Genomic DNA, 14,890 nt, shown 5'->3' on the forward strand with positions numbered 1-14,890 from the left:
CGCCCTAGCGCATCAGCTGCTCCGCCAGAAAGCCGTAGCTCAGCGCCCACAGCTTCACCTGCTGCTCGATCGTGGCCGCGCCGGCATGGCCGCCCTCGGTGTTCTCCCAGTACAGCACCTCATGGCCCTGGGCCTGCAGCCGCGCCACCATCTTGCGCGCATGGGCGGGATGGACGCGGTCGTCGCGGGTCGAGCTGGTGTAGAGCACCCTCGGGTAGACCACGCCCGCCTGGCTGTTGTGATAGGGCGAGTACTTGGAGATATAGGCCCATTGCTCGGGCAGGTCGGGGTTGCCGTATTCCTCGATCCAGGAGGCGCCGGCCAGCAGGCGGTGATAGCGCCGCATGTCGGTGAGCGGCACCTGGCTGACCACCGCGCCGAACAGCTCGGGCCGCTGCACCAGGGCCACCGAGGTCAGCAACCCGCCCAGGCTGCCGCCCATGATGCCCAGACGTTTGGGGCTGGTGATGCCGCGCGCGATCAGGTCCTCGGCCACGGCGATGAAATCGTCGAAGCTGCGCTGGCGGTGCTCGCGCAGCGCGGCCTGGTGCCAGCGCGGGCCGAACTCGCCGCCGCCGCGCAGATTCGCCAGCACATAGACGCCGCCCTGGCTCAGCCAGCCCCGCCCCAGCACGCCGCTGTAGCCCGGCTTCATCGAGATCTCGAAACCGCCATAGCCGTACAGCAGGCTGGGCCAGCCGCCGGCGGGCGGCGGCACGCCGCGCGGCTTGACGATGAAGTAGGGCACGGCCGTGCCGTCCCGGGAACGCGCGTGCAACTGCTCCACCGCGTGGCTGCTGGCATCGAAGAAGGCCGGCAGCTGCTGCAGGGTCTGGCGCGCGTCGCGGCCCGCCTCGGCCAGCTCCAGCGTGGCGGGCGTGAGAAAGTCGCTGCGGGTGAGCAGATAGCGGTCGCTGCGCTGACCGGCCAGCGCCGTCACGCTCAGGCTGCCCAGCTCGCCGGTGGGCAGCGCACGCGCGCGCCAGCGGCCCTGCGTGTAGCGCCACTCGCTGAGGCGCTGCTTCACATCGTCCATGCGCAGCAGCAGCACCGCGCTGCGCAGCACCGTGTGGCTTTGCAGGGCGCTGCCGGGCGTGGGCGCGAACAGGGTCTGGAACTGGCGCCCGCCGGCCAGAAAGCGCTCCAGCGCGATCGCCAGCAGCGAGCCCGCCGCATGGCGCCGGCCGCCCACCTCCCAGTCGGAGCGCAGCTCGATCAGCAACTGATCGCCAAAGGGCGTGGCGCTGGCGTCGTCGGGCTTGGGCAGCTTGACGAGCCGGCCGGCGCGCAGCAGGTATTGCTCACCCGCGAAGAAGCTCGTGCGGCGCTCGATCAGATGGGTGGCGCGGCCGGGCGCATCGTCGGCCCAGGTCCACATACCGACGTCGTCGGTACCGGCCTCGAACAGCACTGGCGCCTGCGCCAGCGGCGTGCCGCGCTTCCACAGCCGCACCTGGCGCGGATAGCCCGAGGCCGTCATGCTGCCGGGGCCGAAATCGGTGTAGACGCTGAGCGTGTCGGCGTCCACCCAGCTGGCGCCGCCCTTGGCCTCGGGCAGCGCGAAGCCGCCCGCCGCGACGTCGACGAAGCGCCCGCTCACGGTGTCGAACTCGCGCAGCACATGGGCGTCGCCGCCGCCACGGCTGAGGCTCAGCAGGCAGCGCCGGGCCTGGGGCGGCAGACAGCTGGCGCCACCCCAGACCCAGCGTTCGCCCTCCTCCTGCGCAAGTCGGTCCAGGTCCAGCACGGTCTGCCACTGCGGCGCCGCGCTGCGGTAGGAGGCCAGCGTGGTGCGCCGCCACAGGCCGCGCGGATGCGCGGCGTCGCGCCAGAAGTTGTAGAGCTGCTCGCCCAGCTGCTGGGCCGGCGCCAGGCGCTGCGGCGAAGCCAGCACCTCGCGCAGGCCCTCGGCCAGCGCCGCCTGGCCGGGCCGGGCCTGCAGCGCCTGCTCGGCGGCCTGCTGCTGCTCGCGCACCCAGGCCAGCGCGCGCTCGCCCTGCACCTCCTCCAGCCACAGATAGGGGTCTTCCTCGGCCGCCGCCGCCCCGCCCAGGCCCAGCAGCAGCAGCAAGGCCAGGCACCGCCAGCGCGCGCGCATCAGAACTTCGCCTCCAGCGCCAGCTTCAGCACCCGGCCCGCCAGCGGCAGCGCCAAGTTGGGGCGGTACTCGATCAGGCTCGGCTGGTTGAAGGCATTGAAGAGATTGGCCGAGAGCGTCAGGTTCTTGAAGCCGCCGTACTGCAGCCAGAGATCGGTGCTGGTCCAGGCCTTGATGCGGCAGTCGCCCTCGGCCACGCCGCGGGCGGCGCAGCCCTCGGGCAGGTTGTCGCTGTCCCAGTCGGCGGCGGCGAGCTTGGTGGCGCTACTGTAGTTGACGCGGGCGCCCAGCTTCCAGTCGGCGCGCGCCCAGTTCAGCTTGAGCACCGAGTTCTGGCGCGGCGTGCCGCGATAACCCACGCGGTTCTCGGTGTAGTCGGCGGCAAAGCTGTCCCAGTAGCGCACGCCCAGCTTGACGTTGGTCTCCAGGTTCACGTCCAGCGTGCCCCATTCGCCCAGCTTCCAGCGGCTGCGCAGGTCCAGGTCCAGGCCCGAGACCTTGGTCTTGCTGAGGTTCTGGTACTGCAGGCCCACGGTGCGGATGGAACCGACGGCAAAGCCGATGTCCTTGCCCGACAGCTCCTTGACCCGCTTGGCATAGTCCTTGTCCTGCGCGCTGACCGGATCGCGCGGTGCCAGGCCGGGGTGCGCATCCTCGTTGGTCAGCACCTCGTTGATGTCCAGGGTGCCAATCTCGTCGCGGCGCTGGATGTTGTAGTAGTCCAGCGAGGCGCTGATGTTCTGGCTGGCCTGGAACACCAGACCCAGCGAAGCGTTGTTGGAATGCTCGGGCTTGAGGCCGGGGTTGGGCGTGATCACCGAGGGGAAGCTGATCGAGCAACCCGAGTTGTAGACCGCGGTGGCGTCGAGCTTGTCGTTCGCGTCACCGGTCTTCAGCACATCGCGCATTTGCCGCGCGGTGTCGCAGCGCTTGGGGTCGAGGTAGCCGTTGTTGAACCAGGAGGCGCCGCCATTGCCGGTCTCGGGCAGGCTGGGCGCGCGGAAGCCCTGGCTGGCGGTGCCGCGCAGCATCAGCTCGCGCAGCGGGCGCCAGGCCAGCTGGACCTTGGGCGTGATGGCACCGAAGCCGTTGAAGACCTTGTCGCCGCGCAGCGCCAGCGTGGCCTCGATCTGCTTGGTGAAGGGGGCGCTGAACTCGGTGAAGATCGCCGCCACATCGCGCCGGCCCTGGATGTCCACGCCCGAGAAACCGACGATGCGGCCCTCCAGGATGTTGTCCATGCTGCGGTGCTCGAAACTTTCATGGCGCAGCTCGGCGCCCAGCGCCATCATCAGCGCCCCGCCGGGCAGGCTGCCGATCTCGCGCGAGCCCTTGAAGTCGGCGAAATGCTGGCTGTAGGTGCCCGAGGAACCCATCTCGGGGAACATCTTCTCGAGCAGCTCCGGCGCGTTCTGCTGGCCGAACTTGTAGGCGCCGCTGGTGATCGCATCGGCATAGGCGTAGCGGTCCCTGTAGAGATGCTGGCGCTGGGTGGCGTGCGAGCGCATCGTGCCCACCGCGCTGTCGATGTCCCAGCCCCAGGCCGTGCCTTCCACGCCGGCCAGCAGGCGGTAGTCGCGCGAGGCGCCGACGTTCTTGAACATCTCCGGATCGTCGACGAAACGGTAGGCCAGGCCCACCGGGAAGCCATAGGGATTACTGGGATGGCCGGCCGGCAGCAGCGGGTCGGTGAAGCGCTGCAGCTCACCCTTCAGCGAGTTGTACCAGCTGCTCACCGCGCCCGGGTTGCTGCGCGGGATGCTGGTGTAGTACTTGGCCTTGATGTCGGCGCCCTGCAGTTCGGCAAAGGCCGTCAGGTCCTTGTTCAGCTGCAGGCGCGCGCCCGCCAGGAAGGTGACGCGCTCGGTGGCCGGGCGGGCGTCGCTGTCCTTCCAGTAGTCGTACTGGCACACGCCGCCGATCAGGTTCTCGGCCGCGCAGCCGGGCGCCGGCGTGTTGATGCGCTTGCCGGCCAGCGCCGGATCCTTGTAGTCGGCCGGGTAGCTGCCCGTGTAATTGCCCGGGAAGGAACCCGCCGAGCGCTGGCCGCGCGCCGGGTTCTCCAGCAGATACCAGTCGGGCAGCAAGGGGCGCACCTCGCTGTCCTTGTAGCTGCCGCGCTTGTAGAGCTCCAGGTGCGCGTAGGCATTGAAGCCGTCGCTATCGAGATTGCCATGGCCCACCGTCACCGAGCCCTGCTGGTCTTGCGCGAGGAAGCTGCGCTTGAGCGACTGCTGCGCGCTCACTGCCACGCCCACGCCGCTGTAGTCGCGCTTGGTGATGATGTTGATGACGCCGCCGATCGCATCGGAGCCGTAGATGGCCGAGGCGCCGTCCTTCAGCACCTCCACGCGTTCGATGATGTTGGCGGGGATGGCATCGATATTGGTGAAGTTCAGCTGCAGGCCGTCGGCAAAGCCGTAGCTGGCCAGGCGCCGGCCGTTCAGCAGGGTCAGCGTGCCGCCGGTGCCCAGATTGCGCAGCGACACGCCCGAGGCACCGCTGGCCCAGGAGTTGGCGCCGCCCAGATCGCTGATGGCGCTGCCGTCGTTGGTGGTGAGATTGGCCAGCACATCGCCCACGGTGAGCGCGCCCATTGCCTTGATCTCGTCGCCCGAGACGACCTGCAGGGCCTGCGAGGTCTCGCTGTCGGTACGTTTGATGTTGGAGCCGGTCACGACCACGCGGTTCAGCGTGGTGGCGGACGCATCCTTGGCGCCTTCCTGGGCCTGGGCGGCAAAGCCGCTCAGGGCCAGGGCGGCAGCCAGCGCGATGGGGGTCAGGTCTTGTTGTTTGCTCACGGGTCTCCTCGGGGTTTGCTTTTCTGAAGCCCCGAAGCTTAGGAAGCGCGCCCCCGCCCGTCTTGATGCGGGCCGCCGGCGCGGCCGCCGAAATCAGCACATGCGGGTTTAACCGAGCAGCTGTTCCAAGCCCGCCTGGCCGCGGCGCGTCAGCCGCAGGGCGCGGCTGTCCAGCTCGTCTTCGACCCAGCGGCGCTCCAGCAGCAGCTGCAGCCAGGCGGCGCCGAGCGCCCCACCCAGATGCGGGCGGCGCTCGCTCCAGTCCATGCAGGCGCAGGCCAGGCGCCGGCGCCTGGCGCCGGCCGCCGCCACGTCCAGGCCCAGGGCCCCGAGCGCGGCCGCACCGCGCGCGCTCAAGGCATAGGCGCGCGCCTGGCTGAGGTCGGGCTGCAGCCAGCCCTGGCGCAGCGCATGATCGTGCAGGCGCACCGCCCAGCGGCCGGCCATGTGGTCGTAGCAGCGCCGCGCCTCGCGCAGCCCCACAGGGGTGCTCGGCTCGAAACGCGGCGCGCTGCGCCCGGCCAGCACCAGCATCGCTTCCAGCGCCGCGCCCACCTCGCCGCCGGCCAGGCGGTAGTAGCGGTGGCGGCCCTGGCTCTGGCAGTCCAGCAGACCCTTGGCCTGCAGCCGCGCCAGGTGGGCGCTGGCGGTGGAGGCGCTGACCTCGCCCACCGCGGCCAGCTCGGTGGCGGTGCGCGCATGGCCATCCATCAGGCAGCACAGCATGCGCGCGCGCGCCGGCTCGGCCATGCACTGGGCCACCTCGGCAAGGGCGCTGTCCGCGAAATTCCTGTCTGCATCCATGCTTCGATGCTAAGCGAAGCATGAACGCCGCGGCCGGTTCACAGTCGCGCCATGAGCTGCCCCCATGCCACCACCCACACGCCCATCCATTCATTGAACGCCGCGCACCACGCCGATCCCTGGGCCTTCTACCGCACGGCCTGCGCGCGCCCGGGCCTGCATTTCGACACCGCATCGGCGCAATGGATGGCCGCCGACGCGGCGACGGTGCGCGCGCTGCTGGCCCACCCCGGCCTGGGCGTGCGCCCGCCCGACGAGCCCGTGCCGCGGGCCCTGCTGGGCCGGCCCTTCGGTGCCGTCTACGCGCGCTGGCTGCGCATGCGCGACGACGCCGGCCATGCGGCCGAGAAGGCGGCCCTGAACGCGGCGCTGGCGCGCTGGACGGACGCGCAGATAAGGCGGCATGCCGAGGCGGCCAGCCGCCTGGCTGCCAGCGGCGGCCCGCGCCACTGGCAATGGGCCAGCCTGCCCTGCAGCATCGCCGGCCTGCTGGGCCTGGCGTTGCCGGATCTGGCCGCACAGCGCCGCCTGTTGCGGCAGCTGGCCAGCTGGGCCGCCGCGTTCAAGCCCGGCGCCACGCCCGCCGAGCTGGATGCCGCGGACGCCGCGGTGGCCGAGCTGGGCCAGCTCGACGCCCAGCTCGATGCCCAGCTCGACGCCCAGCAGTTGGCCCTGCTGTGGCAGGGCTACGAGGCCGGCGCCGGCCTGCTCGGCAATGCCTGGCTGGCCGGCACGGCGCCGGACGGACAGCCCCCGCCCGTGCACCACACGCGCCGCTTCGCGCAGGCCGAGCTGCGGCTGGCCGGCGCCACGCTGGCGCGTGGCGCCTGCGTGCTCTTGCTGCTGGTGGCCGAGCCGGCGCTGGGCTTTGGCCATGGCCGGCATCAATGCCCCGGCCGCGAGCTGGCCATGCAGATCGCCAGCATCGCCCTGCGGCACGCGCCGGCGCGTCCGCCGCAGCTGGCAGCCGCCTGCCTGCCGCTGCCCAATGTCCGCATTCCCGAACTGTCGCTGTGAGCCGCCCATGATTGCCGTGATCTTCGAAGTCAGCCCCGCCCCGGGGCGCCTGCAAGCCTATCTGGACCATGCCGCGGCGCTGCGCGCCGAACTGCAGGCCATCGACGGCTTCATCAGCATCGAGCGCTTCCAGAGCCTGAGCGATCCGGCGCGCCTGCTTTCGCTCTCGTTCTGGCGCGACGAGGCGGCCGTGCAGGCCTGGCGCCGGCTGGAGTCGCACCGCGCCGCCCAGGCCGCCGGCCGCGCCGGCGTGTTCAGCGACTACCGGCTGCGCGTGGCCGAGGTGCTGCGCGACTATGGCCTGCACGAGCGCGCGCAGGCCCCGGACGACAGCCGCAGCTTCCACGCCTGATACGCTTGTAGCCATGCGCATCCAAACCGCCTTGCCCCTCCTGCTGGCCTTGCTGAGCCTGCCCGCCCTGGCCGAGCCCATCGGCGAGGTCGACACGGTGTTCAAGTTCATCGGCCCCGACCACAAGATCGTCGTCGATGCGCACGACGACCCCAAGGTGCAGGGCGTGACCTGCTATGTCTCGCGCGCCAAGACCGGCGGCATCAAGGGCGCCCTGGGCCTGGCCGAGGACAAGAGCGAGGCCTCGATCGCCTGCCGCCAGACCGGCCCCATCAGCTTCGTGAAGCCGCTGGCCCAGCAGGAGGATGTGTTCACCGAACGCATCTCGCTGGTGTTCAAGAAGCTGCGCATCGTGCGCATGGTGGACGTGAAGCGCAACACGCTCGTCTACCTGACCTATTCCGACCGCGTCATCGAAGGCTCGCCGCAGAACAGCGTCACCGCCGTGGCGGTGGACCGGGGCACGCCGATACCGCTGAAGTAGGGCGCGGCTCAGTCAATCCTGCGCCGGCACGATCAGGATCTTGCCCTGACGCTCGCCGGCGGCGGCGGCGATGGCCTGCTTGATCTGCGCCACCTCGTAGCTGGCCTGGATGGGCGTGCTGAGCTTGCCAGCGGCGATCAGGTTGGCGAGCTCGGTCAGCAGCGCAAGTTGCTGCGGCTGCGGTGTGACGCGGAACCAGCGGGCCAGCCAGAAACCCTTCAGGGTGACGTCGCGGAACACCAGCTCGCGCGGAGATACGGTGCAGGGCTCGCCGCCGAGCGCGCCGTAGTTGACGATGGTGGCGCTCTCGGCCAGGGTGCCGGCAAGCCGCATCGTGGCCTTGCCGCCCACGGCGTCGATGCCCAGCTTGATGGCAGCGCCGCCGGTGGCCGTCTGCACGCGTGCGGCCAGGTCATCGCCGTCGACCAGCACCACGTCGCCGCCCTGTGCCTGCACCCCCGCCACGGCCGCTTCGCGACGCACGATGTTGACGGTCTTCAGCCCCCTCAGCCTGGCCAGCTGCACCACATAGCTGCCGACGCCCGAGTTGGCGCCGTTCTGTATCACCCAGTCACCCGGCTGCAGCTGGACGAAGTCGCTCAGCAGCAGCGACGCCGTGGGCGGGTTCACCGTCAGCATGGCCAGCTGCTTGGGATCGGCGTCGTTGGGCAACGGCAGCAGCCGCGCGGCCGGTGCAACCAGATGGCTTGCCCAGGTGCCGGAACCGGCGGGCAGCAGCACGGTCTGGCCCACGGCCGGGCCCTGCGTATCCGGGCCGAGCTCGATCACGCGCCCCACCCCCTCGCTACCGCCAACCGCCGGCAGCGGCGGCAGCATGCCGTACTGGCCGGTCAGCATCAGCACGTCGCTGGGGTTGATGGGCGCGGCCAGCACGGCCACCAGGGCCTGGCCCTGGGTCAGCGTGGGGCGCTCGAACGGCACCGCCTCGATCACGGCTTGCGGCACCGGGCCGCGTTCGGAGTATTGGGCTTTGAGCATCGTCGTCATGGCGGGTTCCTTGCTGCCGGTGTCGGCCTTGGCTTGTGGTGAGTGAATGCTAGAGACAAGGCAATCAATACGGAACTGGGCGTATTCGGCAAAATCTTTTGCCACAAAGGCAACAATAGCTCGCTTGGAGGACTGCCACGGACAAGCTGCGCGCCCTGCAATACCTGCTCAAGGTCGCCGATACCCTGAATTTTTCGCGTGCCGCCAAGGCCTTTGGCGTGCCCGCCTCGTCGATCTCGCGCCGCATCGCCGATCTGGAAACGGCATTGGGCGTCGAGCTGCTGCACCGCACCACGCGCACCGTGCGGCTGACCGAGGTTGGCGCGCTTTACCTGGAGCAGGTGCGTGCCGGCATGGCCCTGCTGCACGATGCCGAGGAGCTGGTGGGCCAGCGCAGCAGCGCACCCAGCGGTACCTTGCGCATCAGCGCCATGCCCAGCTATGGGCAGCTGCTGCTGATGCCGGCGCTGCAGGACTTCAGCGAACGCTATCCCGACATCGTGCTTGACGTGCAACTGAGCGACGCCCTGGTGGACCTCGGCCGCGACCAGATCGACATTGCGATACGCGGCGGCAGCCAGCCGCAGGACCGCGTGGTGGCGCGCCGGCTCGACCCGAATCGCTTCGTGCTCGCCGCCTCGCCGCAATACCTCGCGCAAATGGGCACGCCGCGCACATTGGACGAGCTGACGCAGCACCGCGCGCTGATGTACCGCGGCCCCAACGCGCTGATCAAATGGCAGGGGCTGGACCAGGACGGCTGGCACGAGGTGCCGATCACACCCGCCTTCATCAGCAACGACGGCGCCAGCCTTATTGCGATGGCTTGCAAGCACCGCGGCCTGGTGCTGCTGTCGGAATGGGGTCTGCAGGACTATCTGCGCCGCGGCGAGCTGGTGCAGCTCACGCTGGAACAGCCCTTGTCGGTCGGCCGCGGCGGCGAGTCAGGCATCTATCTGCTCTACCTGCAGACGCGCTACCAGATCCCCAAGGTGCGGGTGGCGGTGCAGTTCTTGGTGGAGCGACTGGCGGCTGGTATGACAGGCCAGCGCGACGAGCCAGGCAACCGCGGCTCGCGCTAAGCTCCCACCGCTTGCACTCAGGAGAAGCCCATGAAGAGAGTCACAGGTATCGGCGGCATCTTTTTCAACGCCAAAGACCCGGTGGCGCTGCGCGCCTGGTACCAGCAGCACCTGGGCATCGACGTCCAGGCCTGGGGCGGCACCGCGTTCAGCTGGGCCGATGCGGCGGGCCAGCCGACCGTGGGGACGACGGTCTGGTCCATCGGCGCGGCCGCGGGCGAGCCCTTCGCGCCCAGCCAGGCCAGCTTCATGATCAACTACCGCGTCGACGACCTGGCCGCGCTGCTACAGGCGCTGCGCGCCGAGGGCTGCCAGGTGCTGGACAAGACCGACGACTCCGAATACGGCAAGTTCGGCTGGGTCATCGACCCCGAGGGCAACAAGGTCGAGCTCTGGCAGCCGCCGCCGGGGCACTGAGCGCCCGGCGCCGGGCGGCATGGCACGGCCTCACTGGCGATGCGCCTGCAGCACCGCCAGCAGCTGTTTCACGCTGGGGGCCAGCGCTTTTTCGTTGCGCCGGTGCGCCACCGCCATCTCGCGATGCATGGCCGGCTGCAGCGGGCGCAGCTGGATGCGGCCGTGCAGGGCCAGCTGGTGGGGCTCGGCCTCGCCGTCCAGCGGCAGCACCGCGGCGCCATAGCCGGTGGCCACCAGGCTCTTCATCGCCTCCGTGTAATTGAGCTCGATGCGCGCGCGCGGGTGCAGGCCGACGGCGGCGAACCAGGCCATGGTCTGGCGGTAGATCTGCGAGACCGGTTCGTTGAGGATCAGCGGCCGCGCCGCCAGCCACTGCGGCGTGATGCGCCTGGGGGCCTGCCATTGCGGCGGCAGCAAGGCCATCACCGGATCCACGCGCCAGCGCTTGAGCACCAGATCAGCCGACTCCTGCACCGGCATGGACACCAGCGCCACGTCCACGGTGCCGGCCAGGACGCGCTCGCAGGCCTGCGTGGTGCCCAGCAGGCTGAGCTCCACCTGCACCTCCGGATGCGCGCGTGCCATCTGCTCCAGCACTGGCGGCAGCAGATGCACCAGCGGGCCGGTGCTGGCGGCCAGGCGCACCCGGCCGGTCAGGCCCTTGGCATGCAGGCCGATCTGGCGCTCGGCCTCGTCGGCGTCCTGCAGCAGCTGGCGCGCGCGCGGCAGCAGGGCCTCGCCGGCGGCGGTGAGCGCCACCGCCCGTTTGCTGCGCAGCAGCAGCGGCGTGGCCAGGCGCGCTTCCAGCTCGCTGATGTGCAGGCTGACCGTGGGCGCTGCGAGGTGCAGGGCCTGGGCGGCGGCAGCAAAGGTGCCGAGGTCGGCAATCGCCACCAGGGTTCGCAACTGGTCGAGGTTCAGGCTACGCATCAGGATTTCTGACGTGAGACGTCAGATGATTCAACTTTCCAGATGATAGCGAGCGCGGCACGATGCGCTCATGAACACCACCCCAAGCCCCTCGCTGCTGCTGAAACTGCTATCCCTGCTGCGGCGCGCCCGCGCGCGCCGGCTGGCACGCCAGCAGCTGCGCGCCATGGAGACGCGCGAGCTGCTGGACCTGGGCATAGGCGCGGGCGAGATCGATCAGCTCACGGCTGCGCCAGCACAAACACCACCGCGCTGCGCGCCGGCACGCTGAAGCTGCCGCTCACCGCATCGAAGCGCGCCTCGGCGGCGATGCGCGCATCCGCCGCGCCCGCGGCCAGATGTACCGGATGCAGGGTCAGGGCCTTGCCCTTCAGCGCCGGCACCGGCACCGTCTGCGCCAGCTTGTCGGTGTTGAGCAGGTAGACGAGCTCCTTGAAGCCCGCCCCCGCCAGGCCTGCGCCGTTCAGTGCCCCGACCAGCACCGTGGGCACCTGGCCCGAACCGGTGTTGTGGAACACCAGGCGGCTCTTGATCTCGTCGGCGCTCTTCAGGCGGAACAGCGTCGAGCTGGCGCGGATCCTGAGCAGATCGCGGAAGGCATCGCGGGTCCAGGCGATCTCGGCCGGCGTGGGCTTGATCGAAGCATCTGCCAGCAGGGGCTTCATCACCGACCAGCTGTCGCCGTTGTCGCCCTTCATCGGCAGGCCGACGCCGAAGTTGTTGTCCTGGTAGCTCCAGTCCAGGCGGTTGAACCAGTCGCCCGCGTCGTAGCTGTTGCGGTCCAGCGATTTGCTGCGCAGCGTGTCCACGCCGGCGTGGAAGTAGGCCACGCCCTGGCTGAAGGCATTGATGGCCGCGCCCAGGATCTGCACCCGGGCCCGATCCATCCGGCTGGTGCCCTGCGGCAGGTGGTAGACGTTGATGTCGAACAGCGTCTGGTTGTCGTGGTTCTCGATGTAGTTGACCACCTCGGACGGGTCGGTGACGAAGCCGGCACCGTTGAGTTGGTCCAGCGTCACGTTGGCATCCCAATGGGTCTGCAGCGCGTAGCTGCGGATCGAGCCGGCCAGGCCGGCCTTGATCAGGTCGCCCTGCCACATCAGATCGCTCTTGGCGCGGCCGCCGCCCTGCGCATTGGGATCGAAGTACAGGCCGTTGATCCAGCCCTGGTTCTTCAGCAGGGCTGAGCCCGCATCGAACGGACTGCCGCCGCGCACCGCGTCGCGGATGAAGGGATTGAAGCTGCCGATGCCCGAGCCATTGAGGCTCCACATCGAGGCCTGCACGAAGCGCGCACCATCGGCCACCTCGCCAAAGTTCCAGCCCTCGCCCAGCAGCTGCACCGGCCGGCCGGCGGCCGCGGCCACGGCGCTCTTGAGTTGCTCCATCACGCTGCGCGGCTGGTGGCCCATCACGTCGAAGCGGAAGGAGCTGATGTGATAGTCGCGCGCCCAGACGATCGTCGAGTCGATCATCAGCTTGCCCATCATCAGGTTCTCGGTGGCGGTGTTGTCGCAGCAGGTCGAGTTCTCCACCACGCCGCTGGCGTTGAGGCGGTGGTAGTAGCCGGGCACGATGCGGTCCAGCACCGACTTGCCGTTCTGCCCCGAGGCGGTGGTGTGGTTGTAGACCACGTCCATGCCCACGCGCAGGCCGGCGCTGTTGAGCGAAGCCACCATCTGGCGGAACTCGAGGATGCGCTTGGCGCCGTCGCTCGCATCGCTGGCGTAGCTGCCCTCGGGCGCGGTGTAGTGGTAGGGGTCGTAGCCCCAGTTGAAGCAGTCGCCGCCGGCGCTGGCGGCCACTGTGGCCTGCTGGCTTTCGGCGTCGGGCGCACCGGCGGGCGCGGGCGTGCTGCAGCCGCTCTCGGGCACGCTGGCGAGGTCGAAGCTGGGCAGCAGATGCACATCGGTGAGGCCGGCATCGGCCAGCGCCTTCATATGCTTCATGCCCTGGCTGCCGACCTCGCTGAAGGCCAGGTACTTGCCGCGGTTGGCGGCGCTGACGCTGGCGTCGTTGGCCGAGAAGTCGCGCACATGCAGCTCGTAGATCACCATGTCGGTGGATCCGCTCACCTTGGCGGGCGGGCTGCTGGCATCCCAGCCGGCGGGCTTGAGCTTGGCGGCGTTGAGGTTGGCGATATAGCTGCGCCTGGACTCGGCGCTGAGGCTCAGCGAGTACGGATCGGTGACCAGGTTGCGCACCAGGCCCGTGCCGCGCACGAACACGTCGACGGCGAACTTGTAATAGCGGCCCGAGAGGTCGCCGCTCTTGCTGACGCTCCAGACGCCGGTGGCGGCATCGAAGGCGAGCTTGTCCACGCTCAGCGCGTCGCCGCTGCCATCGGCGTAGGTGAACACCAGCACCTGCTGCGCGGTGGGGGCCCAGAGCTTGAAGGCGGTGTTGCCATTGGCCACGGTCACGCCCAGCTCATTCACCTGGGCGGCGGCCGCGTACAGATCGTCCAGCGCGCCGGGCAGCTGGGCGGTGGTGGCGTTCTGCACATTGCCGCCGGCATCTTCCTGCACCAGCAGCAGCTGTTTCTTGAAGAGCTCGGGCAGCTGCGGCAGATCGGCATCCTTCACCGCCAGCAGCGCGCCGGGGCTGACGAACTTGAAGCGCGTGGCCAGCGCCTGGGGCAGCGCGGCGCCATAGCGCTGCAGGGTCAGCGCGCCGTCGGCACCGGCCACCTTGCCGTCCTTGGGCGCGGTGATCTGGCCGGTGGCCGAGTGGTAGAGCTTGAGCACGCCGCTGCCGTCCACGCGTGGCCACTGGATGATCTGCTTGCTCAGCCAGTAGGCACGCGCGTCGCTGGTGGAGACCGAGCGGGTGTCGGGCGCGCTCGCGTACACGCCGGCATCCTGCTGCACCAGCCAGACCTCGGCCAGCTGGTTCTTGATGACGAGGCTGCCGTAGTCGACCCTGATGTTGTCGCTGCGGCCGTCCTTGTCGTTCTCGTTGGGCGCCAGGCCGTGGATGATGAACTCCAAGGCCTTGCGCGACGCGTCGGCCTTGGGATTGAGCACGGGGATGTCGAACACCACCTCGCTGGCGCCGGCGCTGTAGCCCGGCATCTTGGCCAGCGGCACGGCCTGGCCCCAGTCCTCGATCACCACGCCGGCGGGCAGGCGGGCGCTGTCCAGGCCGCTGCCGTTCCACAGATGCAGGCCCCAGGCCGCGTAGTCGGCTCCATAACGCTTGTAGTGCACGCGCACGGTCGTGAGGTCCGGCGCCGCGGCGCCCAGCGGGTTGCTGAGGTAGGTGGCGCTGTCGTCCTGCACGCGCCAGATCTCGTTCTTTCCGCTTTTCAGCAGGTATTTCTGATCGGTGCCGCCATGGTCCTTGCTGTCGCCCTTGTGGAAGAGGTAGCCCACCTCGCCGCTGGCGGCGGCCAGGGGCACTTCGTAGACGGCGCCGAAGGCGTCGCTGCCGCTGGCGTTGTAGCCGGCATTCCAGCCCGGATCCTTGGCCGCACCCCATGCATGCAACTGCCAGCCGGTGTAGGCGGCATCGCTGCGGCGGTAATGCACCGTCAGCGTGGTGGGCGCGTCGCCGCCGGGCGCCGGCCCGGGGTTGGCCGGGCTGGCATTCAGCACGGTCTGGAAACCCTCGCCATTGCCCAGCGCCAGCAAGGGGTCGGCGGGCGCGGGCGGCGGCGGCGCCGGGCTGTCGGCTCCGCCACCACCACCACAGCCCAGCAGGCCGAGGCAGGCCAGCGCGGCCAACAGCAGATGGCGCCAGCGGCGCGGCGGCTTCACAAAGGTGGGCAGGGCCATGCTTGTCTCACTCGGCTGTGTTTTGGCCATCGTAGTGAAACAAAACTACTCGCGTAAGCAAGGAATTACCCCGTGTAATTTGATGAAACAACCAGGAGCAAGCATCATGAATTTAGTCAAA

General features: G+C 69.6%; 12 protein-coding genes. 6 read left to right on the forward strand and 6 right to left on the reverse strand.

Going from position 1 to position 14,890, the window contains the following annotated elements:
* Positions 1–4: 4 nt before the first annotated feature.
* The 3 genes from PFX98_RS03930 to PFX98_RS03940 form a co-directional block, all read right to left on the reverse strand.
* A complete protein-coding gene (locus PFX98_RS03930; protein ID WP_285233875.1) occupies positions 5–2,098 on the reverse strand; it encodes a prolyl oligopeptidase family serine peptidase in 2,094 nt (697 codons plus the stop codon).
* The gene (locus PFX98_RS03935; protein WP_285233876.1) at positions 2,098–4,899 is read right to left on the reverse strand and encodes a TonB-dependent receptor plug domain-containing protein; all 2,802 of its coding nucleotides are present in this window, start codon (positions 4,897–4,899) and stop codon (positions 2,098–2,100) included. The genes PFX98_RS03930 and PFX98_RS03935 overlap by 1 nt, the downstream gene beginning before the upstream one ends.
* A 108-nt stretch (positions 4,900–5,007) precedes the next feature.
* On the reverse strand, positions 5,008–5,703 hold the full coding sequence (locus PFX98_RS03940) for an ArsR/SmtB family transcription factor (RefSeq protein ID WP_285233877.1): 696 nt from the start codon (positions 5,701–5,703) through the stop codon (positions 5,008–5,010).
* Between the two features lie 51 nt (positions 5,704–5,754).
* Between PFX98_RS03940 and PFX98_RS03945 the strand changes: the two genes are divergently transcribed.
* Genes PFX98_RS03945 through PFX98_RS03955 form a run of 3 tightly spaced genes read left to right on the forward strand, consistent with a single transcriptional unit; the run spans position 5,755 to position 7,556 of the window.
* A complete protein-coding gene (locus PFX98_RS03945; RefSeq protein ID WP_285233878.1) occupies positions 5,755–6,720 on the forward strand; it encodes a cytochrome P450 family protein in 966 nt (321 codons plus the stop codon).
* 7 nt (positions 6,721–6,727) lie between these two features.
* A complete protein-coding gene (locus PFX98_RS03950; protein ID WP_285233879.1) occupies positions 6,728–7,072 on the forward strand; it encodes an antibiotic biosynthesis monooxygenase family protein in 345 nt (114 codons plus the stop codon).
* 13 nt (positions 7,073–7,085) lie between these two features.
* Entirely contained in the window at positions 7,086–7,556 is a 471-nt protein-coding gene (locus PFX98_RS03955) for a CreA family protein (RefSeq protein ID WP_285233880.1), read from the forward strand.
* Positions 7,557–7,568: 12 nt separating this feature from the next.
* Here PFX98_RS03955 and PFX98_RS03960 read toward each other — a convergent pair whose 3' ends face one another.
* Entirely contained in the window at positions 7,569–8,564 is a 996-nt protein-coding gene (locus PFX98_RS03960) for a zinc-dependent alcohol dehydrogenase family protein (RefSeq protein ID WP_285233881.1), read from the reverse strand.
* Between the two features lie 185 nt (positions 8,565–8,749).
* Between PFX98_RS03960 and PFX98_RS03965 the strand changes: the two genes are divergently transcribed.
* A complete protein-coding gene (locus PFX98_RS03965; protein ID WP_285235530.1) occupies positions 8,750–9,646 on the forward strand; it encodes a LysR family transcriptional regulator in 897 nt (298 codons plus the stop codon).
* 30 nt (positions 9,647–9,676) lie between these two features.
* Positions 9,677–10,063, forward strand: coding sequence for a VOC family protein (locus tag PFX98_RS03970; protein WP_285233882.1), 387 nt, complete (start codon positions 9,677–9,679; stop codon positions 10,061–10,063).
* A 30-nt stretch (positions 10,064–10,093) separates the two neighbouring features.
* On the opposite strand, the gene PFX98_RS03975 is transcribed toward PFX98_RS03970, so the two are convergent.
* Complete coding sequence (locus PFX98_RS03975) at positions 10,094–10,993, reverse strand: LysR family transcriptional regulator (protein WP_285233883.1); 900 nt, start codon at positions 10,991–10,993, stop codon at positions 10,094–10,096.
* 70 nt (positions 10,994–11,063) lie between these two features.
* Between PFX98_RS03975 and PFX98_RS03980 the strand changes: the two genes are divergently transcribed.
* The gene (locus tag PFX98_RS03980) at positions 11,064–11,264 is read left to right on the forward strand and encodes a YjiS-like domain-containing protein (RefSeq protein WP_285233884.1); all 201 of its coding nucleotides are present in this window, start codon (positions 11,064–11,066) and stop codon (positions 11,262–11,264) included.
* Here PFX98_RS03980 and PFX98_RS03985 read toward each other — a convergent pair.
* Entirely contained in the window at positions 11,215–14,769 is a 3,555-nt protein-coding gene (locus PFX98_RS03985) for an alpha-1,6-glucosidase domain-containing protein (protein WP_285233885.1), read from the reverse strand. The genes PFX98_RS03980 and PFX98_RS03985 overlap by 50 nt on opposite strands.
* Positions 14,770–14,890 lie beyond the last annotated feature (121 nt).

Source organism: Paucibacter sediminis, assembly GCF_030254645.1.
In the GTDB taxonomy this organism is placed as follows: domain Bacteria; phylum Pseudomonadota; class Gammaproteobacteria; order Burkholderiales; family Burkholderiaceae_C; genus Paucibacter_B; species Paucibacter_B sediminis.

Bases quoted from the DNA above. Each gene is read 5' to 3' on its own strand.
- PFX98_RS03930 (WP_285233875.1), bottom strand. From the start codon at position 2,098: ATGCGCGCGCGCTGGCGGTGCCTGGCCTTGCTGCTGCTGCTGGGCCTG.
- PFX98_RS03940 (WP_285233877.1), bottom strand. From the start codon at position 5,703: ATGGATGCAGACAGGAATTTCGCGGACAGCGCCCTTGCCGAGGTGGCC.
- PFX98_RS03945 (WP_285233878.1), top strand. From the start codon at position 5,755: ATGAGCTGCCCCCATGCCACCACCCACACGCCCATCCATTCATTGAAC.
- PFX98_RS03950 (WP_285233879.1), top strand. From the start codon at position 6,728: ATGATTGCCGTGATCTTCGAAGTCAGCCCCGCCCCGGGGCGCCTGCAA.
- PFX98_RS03955 (WP_285233880.1), top strand. From the start codon at position 7,086: ATGCGCATCCAAACCGCCTTGCCCCTCCTGCTGGCCTTGCTGAGCCTG.
- PFX98_RS03960 (WP_285233881.1), bottom strand. From the start codon at position 8,564: ATGACGACGATGCTCAAAGCCCAATACTCCGAACGCGGCCCGGTGCCG.
- PFX98_RS03970 (WP_285233882.1), top strand. From the start codon at position 9,677: ATGAAGAGAGTCACAGGTATCGGCGGCATCTTTTTCAACGCCAAAGAC.
- PFX98_RS03975 (WP_285233883.1), bottom strand. From the start codon at position 10,993: ATGCGTAGCCTGAACCTCGACCAGTTGCGAACCCTGGTGGCGATTGCC.
- PFX98_RS03980 (WP_285233884.1), top strand. From the start codon at position 11,064: ATGAACACCACCCCAAGCCCCTCGCTGCTGCTGAAACTGCTATCCCTG.
- PFX98_RS03985 (WP_285233885.1), bottom strand. From the start codon at position 14,769: ATGGCCCTGCCCACCTTTGTGAAGCCGCCGCGCCGCTGGCGCCATCTG.